At 64.5% G+C, this 15709-nt stretch carries 17 protein-coding genes and 1 pseudogene; 6 read left to right on the forward strand and 12 right to left on the reverse strand.

All coding sequences use genetic code 11. From position 1 onward, the window contains the following. Positions 1 to 49: 49 nt before the first annotated feature. Together glgX and AAHS21_RS19640 are read right to left on the reverse strand one after the other, a co-directional pair. On the reverse strand, positions 50 to 2203 hold the full coding sequence (gene glgX / locus AAHS21_RS19635; protein ID WP_342929244.1) for a glycogen debranching protein GlgX: 2154 nt from the start codon (positions 2201 to 2203) through the stop codon (positions 50 to 52). Between the two features lie 90 nt (positions 2204 to 2293). Beyond that, complete coding sequence (locus AAHS21_RS19640; RefSeq protein WP_342929245.1) at positions 2294 to 3475, reverse strand: zinc-dependent alcohol dehydrogenase; 1182 nt, start codon at positions 3473 to 3475, stop codon at positions 2294 to 2296. A gap of 77 nt (positions 3476 to 3552) precedes the next feature. On the opposite strand from AAHS21_RS19640, the gene AAHS21_RS19645 reads away from it, so the two are divergent. After that, complete coding sequence (locus AAHS21_RS19645) at positions 3553 to 4710, forward strand: FAD-dependent oxidoreductase (protein WP_342929246.1); 1158 nt, start codon at positions 3553 to 3555, stop codon at positions 4708 to 4710. On the opposite strand, the gene AAHS21_RS19650 is transcribed toward AAHS21_RS19645, so the two are convergent. Continuing rightward, positions 4707 to 5417: a GAF and ANTAR domain-containing protein gene (locus AAHS21_RS19650; RefSeq protein ID WP_342929247.1), complete on the reverse strand. Its 711-nt coding sequence runs from the start codon at positions 5415 to 5417 to the stop codon at positions 4707 to 4709. The two genes, AAHS21_RS19645 and AAHS21_RS19650, sit on opposite strands and share 4 nt — an antisense overlap. 296 nt (positions 5418 to 5713) lie before the next feature. Between AAHS21_RS19650 and AAHS21_RS19655 the strand changes: the two genes are divergently transcribed. Then, positions 5714 to 6022 (forward strand): hypothetical protein, encoded by a 309-nt coding sequence (locus tag AAHS21_RS19655; RefSeq protein WP_342929336.1) that lies wholly within the window; start codon positions 5714 to 5716, stop codon positions 6020 to 6022. Between the two features lie 132 nt (positions 6023 to 6154). On the opposite strand, the gene AAHS21_RS19660 is transcribed toward AAHS21_RS19655, so the two are convergent. Then, positions 6155 to 6514, reverse strand: a complete 360-nt coding sequence (locus AAHS21_RS19660; RefSeq protein WP_342929248.1) for a helix-turn-helix transcriptional regulator — start codon at positions 6512 to 6514, stop codon at positions 6155 to 6157. Positions 6515 to 6656: 142 nt separating this feature from the next. Between AAHS21_RS19660 and AAHS21_RS19665 the strand changes: the two genes are divergently transcribed. Both AAHS21_RS19665 and AAHS21_RS19670 read left to right on the forward strand, forming a co-directional pair. Continuing rightward, complete coding sequence (locus AAHS21_RS19665; RefSeq protein WP_342929337.1) at positions 6657 to 7094, forward strand: HSP20 family small heat-shock protein; 438 nt, start codon at positions 6657 to 6659, stop codon at positions 7092 to 7094. A 244-nt stretch (positions 7095 to 7338) separates the two neighbouring features. Beyond that, entirely contained in the window at positions 7339 to 8016 is a 678-nt protein-coding gene (locus AAHS21_RS19670) for a PAS and ANTAR domain-containing protein (RefSeq protein WP_342929249.1), read from the forward strand. A 37-nt stretch (positions 8017 to 8053) separates the two neighbouring features. On the opposite strand, the gene AAHS21_RS19675 is transcribed toward AAHS21_RS19670, so the two are convergent. From AAHS21_RS19675 to AAHS21_RS19705, 7 genes are all read right to left on the reverse strand, one after another. Further along, positions 8054 to 8281 carry a deoxyribodipyrimidine photolyase gene (locus tag AAHS21_RS19675; RefSeq protein WP_342929250.1) on the reverse strand — a complete coding sequence of 76 codons (228 nt, stop codon included), beginning with the start codon at positions 8279 to 8281 and terminating at the stop codon, positions 8054 to 8056. 134 nt (positions 8282 to 8415) lie between these two features. Next, the gene (locus tag AAHS21_RS19680; protein ID WP_342929251.1) at positions 8416 to 8844 is read right to left on the reverse strand and encodes a pyridoxamine 5'-phosphate oxidase family protein; all 429 of its coding nucleotides are present in this window, start codon (positions 8842 to 8844) and stop codon (positions 8416 to 8418) included. Between the two features lie 49 nt (positions 8845 to 8893). Continuing rightward, positions 8894 to 9034 carry a hypothetical protein gene (locus AAHS21_RS19685; protein ID WP_342929252.1) on the reverse strand — a complete coding sequence of 47 codons (141 nt, stop codon included), beginning with the start codon at positions 9032 to 9034 and terminating at the stop codon, positions 8894 to 8896. After that, positions 9031 to 10413 (reverse strand): OFA family MFS transporter, encoded by a 1383-nt coding sequence (locus tag AAHS21_RS19690; RefSeq protein ID WP_342929253.1) that lies wholly within the window; start codon positions 10411 to 10413, stop codon positions 9031 to 9033. The genes AAHS21_RS19685 and AAHS21_RS19690 overlap by 4 nt, the downstream gene beginning before the upstream one ends. A gap of 217 nt (positions 10414 to 10630) precedes the next feature. After that, positions 10631 to 11287: a class I SAM-dependent methyltransferase gene (locus AAHS21_RS19695; protein WP_342929254.1), complete on the reverse strand. Its 657-nt coding sequence runs from the start codon at positions 11285 to 11287 to the stop codon at positions 10631 to 10633. An 81-nt stretch (positions 11288 to 11368) separates the two neighbouring features. Further along, positions 11369 to 12415, reverse strand: a complete 1047-nt coding sequence (locus AAHS21_RS19700; RefSeq protein ID WP_342929255.1) for an alpha/beta fold hydrolase — start codon at positions 12413 to 12415, stop codon at positions 11369 to 11371. A 113-nt stretch (positions 12416 to 12528) separates the two neighbouring features. Then, positions 12529 to 12762, reverse strand: coding sequence for a hypothetical protein (locus AAHS21_RS19705; RefSeq protein ID WP_342929256.1), 234 nt, complete (start codon positions 12760 to 12762; stop codon positions 12529 to 12531). Positions 12763 to 12890: 128 nt separating this feature from the next. Here AAHS21_RS19705 and AAHS21_RS19710 point away from each other — a divergent pair, with 128 nt between their 5' ends. Then, the gene (locus AAHS21_RS19710; protein WP_342929257.1) at positions 12891 to 13379 is read left to right on the forward strand and encodes a glutathione peroxidase; all 489 of its coding nucleotides are present in this window, start codon (positions 12891 to 12893) and stop codon (positions 13377 to 13379) included. Between the two features lie 204 nt (positions 13380 to 13583). Continuing rightward, complete coding sequence (locus tag AAHS21_RS19715; RefSeq protein ID WP_342929338.1) at positions 13584 to 14516, forward strand: LLM class F420-dependent oxidoreductase; 933 nt, start codon at positions 13584 to 13586, stop codon at positions 14514 to 14516. Between the two features lie 93 nt (positions 14517 to 14609). Here AAHS21_RS19715 and AAHS21_RS19720 read toward each other — a convergent pair. Beyond that, positions 14610 to 15692 (reverse strand): annotated as a pseudogene (locus tag AAHS21_RS19720) (epoxide hydrolase); the annotation flags it as partial. Between the last annotated feature and the right edge of the window lie 17 nt (positions 15693 to 15709).

Below are 15709 nucleotides of genomic sequence, written 5' to 3' on the forward strand. Positions count from 1 at the left end.
TGTTGGGCGAAGGTCACCTAATGCGCCCTGTCGCTGCGCCTAGGTGCGTTCAGCCGCCGTTGGACAGTGCCTGCAGCACCACCGCGCTGTGGGCCTCCACGGTCAGCTTGCCGCCACCGGGTACCTCCTCCGCGGGCGACTCCTCCTCAGCCCCGGTGAACACCACCACCTGCCATGATGCGCCGAATTCCTTCGGCGGGAGGGTGAACTCGAGCGGCTCGTAGTGGGCGTTGAAACACAGCAGGAACGAGTCGTCGACCACCCGCTGACCGCGCGCATCGCGGTCGGGAATGCCGTGCCCGTTGAGAAATACCGCGACGGATTTGGCGAAACTCGCGCCCCAGTCCTCGTCGGTCATTTCGTCGCCATCGGTGGCGAACCAGGCGATGTCGGGCAGCCCGTCCTGGCCGCGGCGGCCGACCGGTTTGCCAGAGAAGAATCGCCGCCGGCGGAACACCGGGTGTTGTGCCCGCAGCGCCGATACGGTGCGGGTGAACTCCAGCAGGCCGGTGTCGGCATCGTCCCAGTTGACCCAGGTGAGTTCGCTGTCCTGGCAGTAGCCGTTGTTGTTGCCGTTCTGCGTGCGGCCCAGTTCGTCGCCGTGGCAGATCATCGGGACGCCCTGCGACAGCAGCAGCGTGGTGAGGAAGTTGCGCTGCTGACGGGCGCGCAGTTCGTTGACGGCGGCGTCGTCGGTCGGCCCTTCGGCGCCGCAGTTCCACGACCGGTTATGGCTCTCGCCATCGTTGTTGTCTTCGCCGTTGGCCTCGTTGTGCTTCTCGTTGTAGGAGACCAGATCGCGCAGGGTGAACCCGTCGTGGGCGATGACGAAGTTGATCGACGCCACCGGCCGGCGCCCGGTGTGCTCGTACAGGTCCGCCGATCCGGACAGCCGGTAGGCGAACTCGTCGAGCGTGGCGGGCTCGCCGCGCCAGAAGTCGCGGACGGTGTCGCGGTATTTTCCGTTCCATTCCGTCCACTGCGGCGGGAAGCCACCCACCTGGTAGCCACCGGGTCCGACGTCCCACGGTTCGGCGATCAGCTTGACCTGGCTGACGGTCGGATCCTGTTGCACGAGTTCGAAAAACGTCGCAAGTTTGTCCACGTCGTAGAACTCGCGGGCCAAGGTCGAGGCCAGGTCGAACCGGAAGCCGTCGACGTGCATCTCGGTCACCCAGTACCGCAGCGAGTCCATGATCAGCTGCAGCGAGTGTGGATGCCCGACGTTGAGGCTGTTTCCCGTGCCGGTGTAGTCCATGTAGTACTGCTTGTCGTCGTCGACCAGCCGGTAGTACGCCTGGTTGTCGATACCGCGCATCGACAACGTCGGCCCCAGGTGGTTGCCCTCGGCGGTGTGGTTGTAGACGACGTCGAGGATCACCTCGATGCCTGCCTCGTGCAGGGCGCGCACCATCGCCTTGAACTCCTGCACCTGACCGCCCGGTGACACCGCGCTGGTGTACTTGAAATCGGGCGCGAAGAACCCAATCGTGTTGTAGCCCCAGTAATTCGACAGTCCGCGGTCGACCAATGTGGAGTCATTGGCGAAGTGGTGCACCGGCATCAGCTCGATAGCGGTGACCCCCAAGCTCTTGAGATGGTCGATGATCACCGGGTGCGCGATGGCGCCGTAAGTTCCGCGGATCTGCTCGGGGATGTCCGGATGGGTCTGCGTCAGGCCTTTGACGTGTGCCTCGTAGATGACCGTGTCGGCGTATTCGTGAGACGGCGGACGGTCGTTGCCCCAATCGAAGTACGGGTTGATCACCACGGACTTGGGCATGCTCGTCGCGGAGTCGTCGTCGTTGCGGCTGTCAGGATCGCCGAAGTTGTAGCTGAACAGCGACTGGTTCCAGTCGAACGTTCCGTCAATGGCCTTCGCGTACGGGTCTAGCAACAGCTTGTTGGGGTTGCAGCGCAACCCTTCGGCGGGCTCGTAGGGACCATAGACGCGGTAGCCGTAGCGCTGGCCGGGCTCGATGGCCGGGATGTAGCCGTGCCAGACGTAGTAGTCAACCTCGGGCAGCGTTACTCGCGTCTCGACGCCGTCGGCGTCGAACAGACACAACTCCACGCGCTCAGCCACCTCACTGAACAGCGCGAAATTGGTGCCGGCACCGTCGTACGTGGCGCCCAGCGGGTACGCCTTGCCCGGCCACAATTCACCGGTGGGGGTCGGAGCGGGCGTGTCGGCTCTAGTCATGGCGCACTTGATACCCGAGACATGCCGCGATCAAACAACTGTGCGAAACGCCATAGTGCACTTGTTATTTCGCGACTCGGGCAGTACAGCTCATGGCTTGAGCATGACCTTTACTGCTCCGTCCTGCTTTTTCTGGAAGATCTCGTAGCCGTGCGGGGCCTGGTCGAGCGGCAGGACGTGAGTGGCGAAGTCGTCCACGCCGAGCGGGTCGTCGTCGGTCAGTAGCGGCATGATGTCGTCGACCCATCTCTTCACGTTGGCCTGCCCCATGCGCAGAGTCAACTGCTTGTCGAAGAGCGTGAGCATTGGAAGCGGGTCGGCCATTCCGCCGTAGACGCCGATCAGCGAGATCGTCCCACCGCGGCGAACGATGTCGATGGCCGAATACAGCGCATTGAGCCGGTCCACCCCGGCGGTCTGCATCAAGCGCTTGGCGATCGCATCCGGCAGCACCGTAGTCGCCTGTTGGGCGAACTTGGCCGTCGGTGAACCGTGCGCCTCCATGCCCACCGCGTCGATCACCGAATCGGCTCCACGGCCGTCGGTCAGGTCGCGGATCGCATCACCCAACGAAGCGTCGAGATGCCCGATGTCGATGGTGTGAATCCCCCGCTTTGCGGCGCGGGCCAGGCGTTCGGCCACCAGGTCCACCCCGATGACGCGGTACCCGAGATGATCGGCGATGCGGGCGGCCATGTCTCCGATCGGCCCCAGTCCGAGGACGGCTACCGTGCCACCGTCCGGGATGTTGGCGTAGTCCACCGCCTGCCACGCGGTCGGCAACACATCCGAGAGATATACGAACCGCGAATCCGGCGGTCCGACAGGCACTTTGATGTGAGTGAACTGCGCCTGCGGAACGCGAAGCAGCTCGGCCTGCCCGCCCGGAACTGAGCCGTAGAGCTCCGAGTAGCCGAAAAGCGCTGCCCCCATGCCCTGTTCGCGCACCTGAGTGGTTTCGCACTGGGTGAAGAGTTCGTGGTGGCACATGTGACAGCTACCGCAGGAAATCTGGAATGGGATCACCACCCGATCACCCACTTGGAGGTCGCCGGTTTCCGGACCGATCTCGCGGACGATCCCCATCGGCTCATGGCCGAGGATGTCACCCGGGTTCATGAACGCCCCGAGAATCTCGTACAGGTGCAGATCCGACCCGCAGATATTGGTGGAGGTCACCTCGATGATGGCGTCGGTGGACTGTTCGATCTTCGGGTCGGGCACCGACTCGACGCGCACGTCGCGTTTGCCCTGCCAGGTCACGGCTTTCATACCCGGCGGGCTACCCGCGTCGGGGCCGTCAAAACAACGCACCGGTTTAGCCGCCGCTGTGCGGGTATCACGCCGTAGTGGCCGACTCCGGATTGATCGTCGTGGGCAGCGGACCGGCAGGGGTATCGGCGGCCGAGTCGTTTCGCCAACACAACGCGGACCTACCCGTGCACATCCTCACCGCAGATGTCGACGTGCCCTATGCTCGCCCACCGCTGAGCAAGGAGTACCTGCGCGGTCAGACCGAGGACGTAGCACTGCACGATGCGCAGTGGTTCGACGACCGTAATATCGAACTCACCACGGGCGCCCGGGTCGATCGTCTGGACCTGGCTCAGCGCACGCTCTACGTCGGCGGCCAGCGGCACACATACGACAGCTTGATCTTGGCGTGCGGTGCGGCGCCGCAGGCCCCACCGGTCCCCGGCGGTCAGCGTGCCCTGCTGTTGCGCTCACTGGCCGACGCGACCGCGCTGCGCCACGCCGCGGACACCGCCGACTCCGCCGTGGTGATCGGCTCCGGCTTCATCGGCTGCGAGGCGGCAGCCTCCCTGGCGTTGCGCAATGTCTCAGTGACTCTGGTTGCCCCAGAACCACTTCCGCAGGAGAAGCGATTGGGCAGCCAGGCCGCCGAACGCCTACGTGATCTGGTGACAGATGCCGGGGCCCGCCATGTCGGCGGGGTCGCAGTCGAGGAAATCACCGATGCGGGTGTCCGGCTGGACGATGGCGTCACCATCGACTGCGATTTGGTGCTCGCGGCGACGGGTGTCGCGCCGCAGAGCCGCATCGCCGGCGAGGCGGGACTGCAGATTCGTGACTCCCGGATCGTCGTCGGCTCCGACATGGCCACCACGGCACCCGACGTCTACGCCGCGGGGGACGTCGCATTGGCGCACCATGAGGTCGCGGCGCGTCTCTTGGCCGTCGAGCACTGGCAAGACGCCAGCGACCAAGGCGCGATCGCGGGAGCCTGCGCAGCAGGATGGCCTACCAAATGGGTTGGTGTACCTGGGTTTTGGACTTCAGTCGGCGATGCGACCCTGAAGTATCATGCCTGGGGTGACGGCTACGAACGCAGCCAGTTACGCGAGCACCGCGATGGGTTCACCGTGTGGTACGAATCGGGCGATGCCGTGGTCGGGGTGCTGACCCATAACGCCGATGATGACTATGACCTGGGCGAACGGCTCATCGCCGAGCGCCGGCCCGTACCCTTCCCCATCGGCCACTAATGCCGATGCGGGCGCTTGAGTGGGTGTTCACTTTCGATCAGTGCCTCGGCGAGATCGATCAGCTTCCTGTTGGATTGCTGCGATAGCCGAGTCAGGAGTTCGAACGCCTCGACGGCATCGATATTGAACCGCTCCATGACCACGCCTTTGGCCTGACCTATCAGGTCCCGCGATGCCAGGGCGCTGCGGAACTGATCTTTGCGCCGCATCATCGACCACGCCAGCGCGACGTGGCTGGCGAAGACGCCGCCGAGCTCAATCGAGTCGTCGGTGAATGCACGCGGTTGCTCGGCATAGAAATTCAGCGCCGCCGTGGTGCTGCCGTCGACGAACAGCTCGTAGGACAATACGGAGCGGATCGGCGTGTTCTCCAGGGCAAATCGTTGATAACGCGGCCAGCGCTCGTCGGCGCCGAGGTCCGCTACGTGCATGATGTGGTGCTCCCACGCGGCCGCGACACACGGCCCTTCCCGGTAGCGCTGCTGCGCGGCGTCGAGATCCGTCGCGTAGTGATGCGTGGCAACCACATTGGTGACCGCTTTGCCGGCATCGGCGAGGGTGATTCCGGCGTATTGGCAACCGGCGAGATGCTCCGTGCCGCTCTCGATGAGCTCCCGGAGCCCGGCCTCGGTGGCCGTGCTCTGGCGCTCGATGCTGGCAACGAGCTCTGCCAATTCCGCGACGATCGTGTTGTTGTCGTCCGGCATGCCATAACCCCCTCGAGGGAGCCGAGCCTTCCCCGCTCTGCGGGGGGGCGATCAACGTGTTTAGCGTGACCGTGGTGCTTGACGCAAGCATAAGTCGCGCCTAGCGCTGTTTCACCCGGTGGCCTTTCCTCAAAACCTTCTCGACGATGGCACACGGGAAACATCGGCCCACGAAGCCAGATAACGAAGGTAAAGGACAATTAACGAAGCGCCCCGGTCGCCGGGATCGGGTCCCAATCCGTTTAATCCCCTGTGCCGTCGGGCAATCGGCCAATGTGGATAGCAACGACGACGACATGCTGGACCAATCCGAAAGCCTCGATTCCGACGAGGTGCGCAACGACGACGGTGACGAAGTCGTAGATCCACCGAACCGGTGGATCGATGCCGACGAGCACGAGTCACTCGACGAGAAACTCGCGGCGGAGACTCCAGACGACTCGGGGGACGGCCAGCCATCCAGGCAAGTGCATGAACCCGACGAGGTCGAGCTGGTCAGCGATGACGAGCTAGACAGCATCGACCCGGAGGCCCACGGTCGCGAACGCGGCCAAATCGACGGCACGCCGGAGGACGGCGACTCATTCTTCAACGTCGAGAGATAACTGCGAACTCTGTTGCGGTGCCTAGCTTTCCGCGGCGTTCTGCGCGTTAGCCTAGGCGAGCTGCCGACTGCATCGCGGTGGTACCTGGCGAGCGTCTTGACGGCGCCGTCATCGATTACCTGCTCGCATAGTTCATTTCTTCCCTTTGGATTTCGCGGCTTTCGCAGCCGAGCGCAAGGTGCGGTTGCTCAGGCGCAGATCCGTATTCGCCGCGGATAGTTCCGCGTTGTCGTCTTCGAGGCTGAGGATGCGCGCGATGCCGGCCAGGTTGACTCCGGCGTCGACCAGCGCGCTGATGCGCCGCAGTCGAGCCAAGTCGTCGGCGCTGTAGCGGCGGGTCCCGCCGTTGCTGCGAGAAGGCATCAGAAGGCCGTGGCGCTCGTAGAGGCGTAGCGACTGCACGGCAACGCCGGACAGTTCGGCGGCGACCGAGATGCCGTACACCCCATGGTTGGGCGACGGCGCGCTGGTCTCGTCCGGGACGTCGGTCATCGAGCACCTCCTCGCTTGCTCGCACAGAAAACCTGTTTATCACACTTGCACTGAACTTTCGATAGTGATATATAAAACCTATGCCAGATGGCACAGATAAGTTCAACACCATGGCAACAGATTGGAGTGTGAGATGGCTGCAATGCTGATGCGTACCGACCCCTTCCGGGAGCTGGACCGTTTCGCCCAACAAGTCCTGGGCACGGCCGCACGCCCCGCGGTGATGCCAATGGACGCTTGGCGCGAAGGCGAGGAATTCGTCGTCGAGTTCGACTTGCCGGGAATCGACGCCGAGTCGCTGGACATCGACATCGAGCGCAATGTGGTGACCGTGCGGGCCGAACGTCCGGCCCTCGATCCCAACCGCGAGATGCTCGCCACCGAGCGGCCCCGCGGCGTGTTCAGCAGACAGCTGGTGCTCGGCGACAACCTTGACACCGAGAAGATCGAGGCGTCCTACACCGAAGGCGTCCTGCGGCTACGCATCCCGGTGGCCGAGCGAGCCAAGCCCCGCAAGATCAGCGTCGGCCGCGGCGAGGGACGCCAGGCCATCGACCAACGGGAGGTCATCAACGCCTAATCGGCAGGTGAGGCGGGGCGGCGTCCGACTTCCGCGACCGGCGCCGCACCCGCCACCGGCCCACCAGCGCCGATCCCTATGTCATGATTTGACTCGCCCTCGGCGTTGAACAACCAGCGCCATGCATATCGACGCCGTGGCCTCGCGCGTTCTCGAATCCCGTGCCCCCTCTGGGGTTGGACCGTGCACGTATGGCGGCGGTCGGTCGTGTCGGTGATCTGAACCCGAGGAGACGAAGTCCGCGATGAATTGGGACCTCAACGGCCAGTCGGCCGACGTCGAACAAGCCCTGGCCGGCGGTGCGCCGCATCGAGCAGGCTGGTTCCGGTTCTACTTCTCCGACCAGCGCTGGGAGTGGTCCGAACAGGTACAGCGGTTGCACGGGTACGAGCCCGGCAACGTGACCCCGACCACCGAGCTGGTGCTGTCCCACAAACACCCGGACGACTGCGGCCAGGTCGCGGCAACCATCGATCAGATCCTCAGCACCCACCAGGCGTTCAGCACGCGCCATCGGATCATCGACACCGCCGGACAGGTCCATCAGGTCGTGGTCGTCGGTGACCAGTTGCGCGATCACCAGGGTGAGATCATCGGAACCCACGGGTTCTACGTCGACGTCTCTGCGCCGCCCGACCAGGAGCGTGAAGACATCGTCACCGCGAAGCTGGCCGAGATCGCTGAACACCGTGCGGGTATCGAGCAGGCCAAAGGAATGTTGATGCTGGTCTACGGCATTGCCGATGGTCCGGCCTTCGACTTGCTCAAGTGGCTTTCCCAGGAGGCCAACATCAAGCTGCGGCTGCTCGCCGAACAGATCTGCCAAGACTTCCGCACCCTCGGTCCCGGCGTCAGCTCGCCGTCGGACTTCGACCACTTACTACTGACCGCGCACGAGCGCATCGACCCGGCAATTCGATAGGAACGGCCAAAGGACACCCAGCGATTTGCTCGCCGCGCTATGACTTCTTGCTCGGAATAACGATGATAACGATCAGGGTAAGGATCGAGAAGAACAGCCCGAGAAGTCCCCATCCCAGCGGATTACGGCCCTTCATGGCGGCGATGAGACCGCAAACTATTGCGGCGATCACGCTGCCGATCGCGACGAATATACCCTTGATCCCGCGCAGAATGAGCCCCGCCGCAAGCGGATCCGAACTAGCCAGAATTACCGAGTGCAACATGTCGAGGTCCTTTCCTCGTGAGAAGTCGTTAAGGAATACCCTCACAAGGATCGCCTAAACAGAAATTACGCGCCGGAGCATCCTTTCGCTGGTAAAACGCAATCCTCTAACTGTTTGCCATGGACGGCGCGCGTTTAGAACGCATCGGAGAAATCAGCGGTGATCCAGCGGTCCGGGCGCACGGTGAACAACACGCTTTCCTGATTCTCCATGCTGCTGACGAACGCGCGTCCGCCCTCCTCGCCGAGGTAGCGGATCGCGATCTCCTCGCGCACGGCCAAGGGGGCCGGCTGGGCGGTGTCGACCACGGTGCCCTCGACGACCACATATTGATACGGCAGTTCCTCGCGCTGCACGACAAGTGTCACCACACCGGCCCGCTCGATGAGCTTGGCCTTCCGAGACGACGCTCCGGTGTTGACCCGGATGTTTCCGCCCGGGGCGTAGTCGTACCAAATCGGAACGCTGGCGGGTGGGCGGCCGTCGTCGGCGGCGACGGACAGCACACCAACGTGCTTGGCTTCGAGGAATTGCTGACGTTCGCTTTCGGTGAATGAGCCCATGGCCGGGTGAACGCGCAACCCGAGCGGGGCTATTCCCTGCGACGTCGAGTCAGTTCGCAAACAAAGCCGGGATTTTCGCCACCAGCTCGTAGACGCCGTAGGCGGATGGCACTGCGACCCACAACCAGCTGGCAAGACCCAGCAGCTTGCCGCGCGGTGACGTCGCGGCGACCGATTGGCCGGTGGTCATTGAGTAGCCTCCCCGGAAATCACGCTCTCTGGCTTTGGCGTATCGACGGCCGACACGATGAAACTCGGTGGGCGCGGCGTACGAATCAGCTCGTTGCACACCGCGCCGATCAGCAACAGGACCACCATGATCGTGAACGAGCATTGGTACCGCTGGGGACCCACCACATGGGCGGCAATGCGGTTGTCGGCAATCGCGTTGACAATCACCGGCCCGAGCACGCCCGCGGTCGACCACGCGGTAAGCAGCCGGCCGTGGATCGCCCCAACTTCGAGATAGCCGAACAGGTCGCGCAGATAGGCCGGCACCGTCGCAAACCCCGCGCCGTAGAAGGACAGCAGCAGGATGCAGGTCACCAGGAACAGCGGCTTGCTCGCGTTTTGCGCGACGATCAAGACGGCGTAGAGGATCGCCCCGACACCGAGATAGAGCCGGTACATATTCTTGCGGCCCAACGTATCCGAAGCCGTGGACCAGAGTATGCGTCCGGCCGAGTTGGCTAGCGACAGCATCGCGACGAAGCCCGCCGCCGCCGCGGTCAACGCCGCGGGCGAGGCCGCATGCGGAAAGTAGTCACGGTAGATCGGCGCTGCCCGTTCCAGGATACCGATGCCCGCAGTGACGTTGAAGCACAACACAATCCACAGCAACCAGAACTGGGGCGTCTTGATCGCCTCATTGGCGGTGCGGTCGGGCCCCGCGGCATGCGGGATCTTCGACGCGGCCACCCTGACGATCGGCGGTTCCCATTGGTGCGGTGGCACCCGGACCAGCAGGACTCCCACCGCCATGAAGACCGCATACACCAGCCCCATGACCAAGAACGTCGCCGCCAGCCCATGGCGGTCGGTACCGAACCACTTCATCAACTGCGACGACCATGGCGAGGCGATCAGCGCACCGCCGCCGAACCCCATGATGGCGAATCCGGTCGCCATGCCCGGCCGGTCGGGAAACCACTTCATCAACGTGGAAACCGGTGCGATGTAACCGATCCCGAGTCCGATCCCGCCGATGACTCCGTAACCGAGGATGATCAGCCACATCTGGCCGATGTCGGCCGCCAGCGCCGAAACGAGCAAACCGCCGCAGAAGCAGACGGTCGCCACGAACATCGCCCAACGGGGGCCTCGCCGTTCCACCGCCGTGCCGAAGACGGCTGCCGACACGCCGAGCATGACAATGCTCAGCGTGAACGGCAGGGCACTCAAAAGGCCGGATGCCCTCAGCGTTTCGTGCAGTGGAAGCTTGAACACGCTCCAGGAGTACACGCTGCCGATCGCTAGATGTATCGAGAGCGCCGCGGGCGGGACGAGCCACCTACTCCATCCTGGGCTGGCAACGATCCGATCGCGCGACAGTACTCCGGCAGACTCCATCGTCCTCTTTTCGCAGCGGGCTCCACGCGCATCGCAACGTCCGGCGATTTCCTGTCGGTAGCCAATTGCTAAGCAAGACAGAAATATCCGGCAGCATCTTGATGAAGCGTCGCGAAGGTCCTGCCGATCAATTTCGGCAAGTCCACCCGATGCTAGCGACCGAGGTCACGATTGGACGTGGCGCAGCTGTGATGAAAACGGGGGTAGTCAACAAGGACTAGCGAGTTGCCCGCCCCATCAAGAGCGGATGCACAATCCGCGGCATCCCGCGCCACACGAAACTTTCTGCCGTGACAGCAAATCCGCAGGCACGCATCAGCTCCCCGGTCGGGCGATTGCAGCAGCACCCGCCGGCGAAGGCCCGCCACGGGCGGAACAGGTAGTCCTGCCACGCCGCAAGCAACCGAGAATTCGCCCGCACATGTTCGACGAACAGCAACTGCCCACCCGGGCGCAACACGCGGGCGATCTCGCGCAAGGCACGTTCAGGATTTTCGACGGTGCACAGCACAAGGGTCGAGACAACGGTATCCACCGACTCGTCGGTCAGCGGCAGGCACTCCGCGGGTGCGTTGACGATTCGCGCCGGACGGGCATGCCGGTGCAGGCGGCGCGCGAGCTTTCGGCGCATGGCCGGCTCGGGCTCCATGAGCACCAGATCATCGATGTCGTCGGGATAGTGCGCGATGTTCAGTCCCGTTCCCGCGCCGATCTCGACGACGCGCCCCCGCGCGGCACTGACCAACGTGCGCCGCCGGCGGCGCATGCCCGCCAGCTCGCCGACCCACACGAACGGGTCGTACACCAGCGCCATGATCCGCAGCCAGGCCGCGGACGGCGGGCGCATTTCCAGTTCGGTAGCGGTCTGTGTCATGGCGCATAACGTAGAAGCCGCCACGGGGTGCGCGCATCGCCCAAGACGGCCATCTTTGAGCGATGGCCCGTTTGGGCTACGTCATAGAAGTCCGAGACGCGCCGCCTCGGCAACGGCGGCCGCGCGTGAGGTGCGCCCGAGCTTGCGGCGGATGTTCGCGACGTGGCGGTGCACCGTATGCGGGCTCAGCATGAGCTGCTCGGCGATCTCGCGATCGTTCAGACCGTGCGCGAGGCAACCAAGGACCTCGCGTTCACGGGCGGAGAGCAGGTCCGGCGCCGGCTCGCGGGTGTCCCCCTGCGACCGAGGCTCCAGCGGCCCCAGCGCGGCGCGGCACGCGCGCGCGACCGAATCCACGTCACCGTGCCAGGGGAAGTGCGCGCTGCCGGGCAGCGAGGTCAAGGCGGCGCCCGGAATCGCGGCCGCGACCTCGCGACCGAGCCGGTGCGGCACGGCCCGATCGTCGCGTCGATGCACCACCAGCGTTTCAGCGCTGACCCTGGGCAGGTACGCCCGTACGTCGAGGCGATAGACGAGGCGCAACAACGAAGCGGCGGCCTCGGCGGTCGCGGCCTCGCGCTGCAACCGCGCAAAGCGTTCGTGCTCCGCGGAGTCGGCAGCGCCGAGGAACATGTTGCTGAGCAGACGGGAGCCCAGTCCCCAATGCGCGCGAACCGCCGCGACGATCGCGTCGCCCACTTCCGGTGCGGTGATTGCCGAGCCGTCGGCGTAGGACCCGTACAACACCAACCGCTCGACCTGTTCGGGATACGTTGCGGCATAAGCGATCGCGGTGCAGCTTCCGCAGGAGCCGCCCAGCAGCGATACGCGTTCGTAGCCCAGCTCGTCGAGAAGCGCGCGCAGCATGGCCACTTCCCCGTCCACGGTCAGGTCCGAATCTTCGACCGTGCGGTCCGACATGCCCACGCCGAGCCGGTCGTAGCGGATCAGCGTGTACCCGTCGGCGACGGCCTCCCAGAACTGCCGGAAGCCGGTGCCCTCCCAGTCGAGTTCGAGATGGCTCACCCACCATGCCGGAGCCACGAGCGGCGGACCGTCCCCGCGGACGTCGAACGCCACGCGGCGCTCGCCGACGCGCAGGAACCGGATCTCGGAGTTGGCCAGCATCGCAATGAGCGTACGACGTTTCGACCTGCCAAAGGACTGTTATCGATGGGCTAGAGCAGTCCGAGCAATTGCAGGTCGGCGACGTATTTTGACGATGATCGGCGAGGCCTCGCCTAGTCCTGCGACTTGTCCTCGTCGTCGGACTCGTCGGCGTCGTCGGCATCGTCAGAGTCCTCGGACTCCTCGAGCTTGTCGGCGAACTTCGTCAGCAGCGCGGCCAGCTTCTTGGCCTCCTCTGCTGACAACGAATCTTCGAAGACTTGGTCTTCCTTGTCGGAGATGCGCTCAAGGCAAACCGCGTTGCTCTTGACACTGACGTCCCACCGGCTTCCCTCTTGTTCAGCCATTCGATCCCGCCTTCCCAGCTAGCAACCTGTTGTCGAAACGTCCCGCGCGTTACCGCAGCGGTTACCCATTTCTGATGCTGGCGAACAGCCGTAGCCCTGGATCGGTTCGGTGCGTTAGCGTCATCGGCGTGACTCTCAAAGACATCGCCCTGACCACCCTCGACGGCCAACCGACCACGCTGGCCGAATTGTCCGACGGCGCAACGCTGATCGTGAACGTGGCCTCCAAATGCGGGCTGACGCCGCAGTACACGGCCCTCGAGAAGCTGGCCAAGGACTACGGCGACCGCGGCCTGATTGTGGTCGGCGTGCCGTGCAATCAGTTCATGGGCCAGGAGCCGGGCACGGCCGATGAGATTCAGGAGTTCTGCTCGACGACCTACGGGGTGACGTTCCCGCTGCTGGCGAAGACCGACGTCAACGGCGACGACCGCCACCCGCTGTACGCCGAACTGACCAAGGCCGCCGATGCCGACGGTGCGGCCGGAGACATCCAGTGGAACTTCGAGAAGTTCCTGCTCTCCCCCGACGGTGCGGTGGCCAACCGCTTCCGGCCTCGCACCGAGCCCGACGCCCCCGAGGTCATCACCGCCATCGAGGCCGTGCTGCCGCGGTAGACGACGGTTCGGCTTCAGCGCGCTTTGCGCACGCACGTGGAGTTCGTGGTCGTTGCCAACAGCCCCAGCATCAAGTTGGCCGAGGCTGCGCGACGGGGTCGAGCGCGCCGTCCGTGGTGCGAGTTCGGCTAGCGTGGGCATGGTCGCCAGCGCGCCTAAGGCTGTCATACTTGACCACGACGCAGACAGGATACAAAGAGAGCCATGGATTTTCGGGTATTCGTCGAGCCACAACAGGGTGCCTCCTACGCGGATCAACTCGCTGTCGCTCAGAGGGCCGAACAGCTCGGCTTTGCCGCGTTTTTCCGATCCGACCACTTCCTGGCGATGAGCGGGGACGGCTTGCCCGGTCCGACTGATTCGTGGGTGACGCTAGGGGCGATCGCGCGCGAGACCTCACGCATACGGCTGGGGACGCTGGTGACTTCCGCGACCTTCCGTTACCCGGGACCCTTAGCGATCGCGGTAGCCCAGGTGGATGAAATGAGCGGCGGACGAGTCGAATTGGGCCTCGGTAGCGGTTGGTTCGAAAAAGAACACGCCGCTTACGGGCTTCCGTTTCCCTCGGTGCACGAACGCTTCGACCGGCTCACCGAACAGCTGGCCATCGTCACCGGATTGTGGACAACGCCCTCCGGCGCGACATTCGACTACACGGGCGAGCACTATCAAGTCAGCGACTCGCCGGCACTTCCTAAACCGCTGCAGAGTCCGCATCCGCCGATCATCATCGGGGGCGCCGGGGCCAAACGCACCCCGGCACTGGCGGCCACCTATGCCGCCGAGTTCAATGTCCCCTTTGCCCCGATCGACGTCGTCAGAACTCAATTCCGACGGGTGGCCGCCGCGATGGAGGCGGCCAGCCGCCCGGCCGACTCGATCGTCTACTCGTGCGCGTTCGTGCTGTGCGCCGGACGCGATGACGCGGAGGTGGCCAGCCGCGCGGCGGCTATCGGCCGCGACGTGGCAGAACTGCGCTCTAACAGCCCGCTTGTCGGTACCCCCGCCGAAATCGTCGACAAGTTGAGCGCGTGGACCGACTTGGGTGTGCAACGGATCTACGCCCAAGTCCTGGACTTGTCTGATCTGGCCCATCTGGAGCTGTTGGCGGCCGAGGTGATGTCGCGACTGCGTTAGTGCCTTGGACTGGCCGTGGTGTCCCGATGACTCACGGGGCCATGCCAGTTCGTGCAACCGCTCGCCGAATGCGATGACATCCGCGGCGAACCACTGCGGGTTCTCCAGTGCCGCGAAATGTCCGCCACGGTCGGCCACCGTGTAATGCACTAGGTTGTAGCGCTTTTCGGCCCAGGCACGCGGCGTTTGCAGGAGCTCGCCCGGGTACACCGCGTAACCGGTGGGGATGTCGACGCGCCCGGTCCACGTACTCAGTGCTGAGTTTCCGGCGCGAGCGGCCTCGCAGTACAGGCGCGCTGCAGACGTGGCCGTTCCGGTCAGCCAGTACAGCATCAAGTTGTCGATCAGTCGGTCGGTGCGCACTGGCATACCCGAGCGCATGTCACACCACGCGTGAAGCTTCTCCAGGATCCAGCCCGCCAGGCCGAGCGGTGAATCGTCGAGGCCATACCCGAGAGAGTGCGGACGGGTGCCCTGGATCTCCATGTACGCGGTGCCTTCTTTGAGACGCTCGGCAGACGCGGCGATGTTGGCCAGTTCGTCCTGTGTGACACCGGCGAGGGGGTCGGTGTCGCCGTCGCGCGGCGGCGAGAACAGCATGTTGGTGTGGATGGCCGCCACGCTCGCGCTGAAGTGCTCGCCGAGGTAGCGGACCACCAAGGCGCCCCAGTCCCCACCCTGCGCAACGTAGCGGTGGTAACCGAGCCGGCTCATGGTTTCGTCCACGGCGGCGGCGACCCGGGCGACGTCCACTCCCCTTTCCCGCGTGGGACCCGAGAATCCGTAGCCGGGCATCGAGAACACCACGAGGTGAAACCGCTCGCGCAAAAGCTTTGCGGCATCGAGAAATTCGACGATCGAGCCCGGCCAGCCGTGGATGAGCACCAGTGGGATGGCGTCGGGCTCCGACGAGCGGGTGTGCAGCAGGTGGACGTGCTGACCCGCCGCCGTGGTGTGCACCGAACCCCACGAGTTGAGCTCCTCCTGGGTGGTCGGCCAGTCATAGCCGTCCAGCCACCGCGCCGTCACCTGGCGTAAAAAGGTCTGATCAGTGCCGTAATCCCAACTTGCGCCGTCGAGTTCGGCCGGCCAGCGGGCGTGCTCGAGGCGGCGATGCAGATCGTCGAGCTGCGACTGCTCGACGGCAATGGGAAACGGCTCGACGGAAGAAGGCATGGTATTCAGCCTAGTTT

The sequence above is a fragment of the Mycobacterium sp. 050272 genome (assembly GCF_039023525.1).
Taxonomy (GTDB): domain Bacteria; phylum Actinomycetota; class Actinomycetes; order Mycobacteriales; family Mycobacteriaceae; genus Mycobacterium.

Coding starts and splice junctions, on each gene's coding strand:
- glgX (WP_342929244.1), bottom strand. CDS start 2,203: ATGACTAGAGCCGACACGCCCGCTCCGACCCCCACCGGTGAATTGTGG.
- AAHS21_RS19640 (WP_342929245.1), bottom strand. CDS start 3,475: ATGAAAGCCGTGACCTGGCAGGGCAAACGCGACGTGCGCGTCGAGTCG.
- AAHS21_RS19650 (WP_342929247.1), bottom strand. CDS start 5,417: ATGCCGGACGACAACAACACGATCGTCGCGGAATTGGCAGAGCTCGTT.
- AAHS21_RS19655 (WP_342929336.1), top strand. CDS start 5,714: ATGCTGGACCAATCCGAAAGCCTCGATTCCGACGAGGTGCGCAACGAC.
- AAHS21_RS19660 (WP_342929248.1), bottom strand. CDS start 6,514: ATGACCGACGTCCCGGACGAGACCAGCGCGCCGTCGCCCAACCATGGG.
- AAHS21_RS19665 (WP_342929337.1), top strand. CDS start 6,657: ATGCTGATGCGTACCGACCCCTTCCGGGAGCTGGACCGTTTCGCCCAA.
- AAHS21_RS19670 (WP_342929249.1), top strand. CDS start 7,339: ATGAATTGGGACCTCAACGGCCAGTCGGCCGACGTCGAACAAGCCCTG.
- AAHS21_RS19675 (WP_342929250.1), bottom strand. CDS start 8,281: ATGTTGCACTCGGTAATTCTGGCTAGTTCGGATCCGCTTGCGGCGGGG.
- AAHS21_RS19680 (WP_342929251.1), bottom strand. CDS start 8,844: ATGGGCTCATTCACCGAAAGCGAACGTCAGCAATTCCTCGAAGCCAAG.
- AAHS21_RS19685 (WP_342929252.1), bottom strand. CDS start 9,034: ATGACCACCGGCCAATCGGTCGCCGCGACGTCACCGCGCGGCAAGCTG.
- AAHS21_RS19690 (WP_342929253.1), bottom strand. CDS start 10,413: ATGGAGTCTGCCGGAGTACTGTCGCGCGATCGGATCGTTGCCAGCCCA.
- AAHS21_RS19695 (WP_342929254.1), bottom strand. CDS start 11,287: ATGACACAGACCGCTACCGAACTGGAAATGCGCCCGCCGTCCGCGGCC.
- AAHS21_RS19700 (WP_342929255.1), bottom strand. CDS start 12,415: ATGCTGGCCAACTCCGAGATCCGGTTCCTGCGCGTCGGCGAGCGCCGC.
- AAHS21_RS19705 (WP_342929256.1), bottom strand. CDS start 12,762: ATGGCTGAACAAGAGGGAAGCCGGTGGGACGTCAGTGTCAAGAGCAAC.
- AAHS21_RS19715 (WP_342929338.1), top strand. CDS start 13,584: ATGGATTTTCGGGTATTCGTCGAGCCACAACAGGGTGCCTCCTACGCG.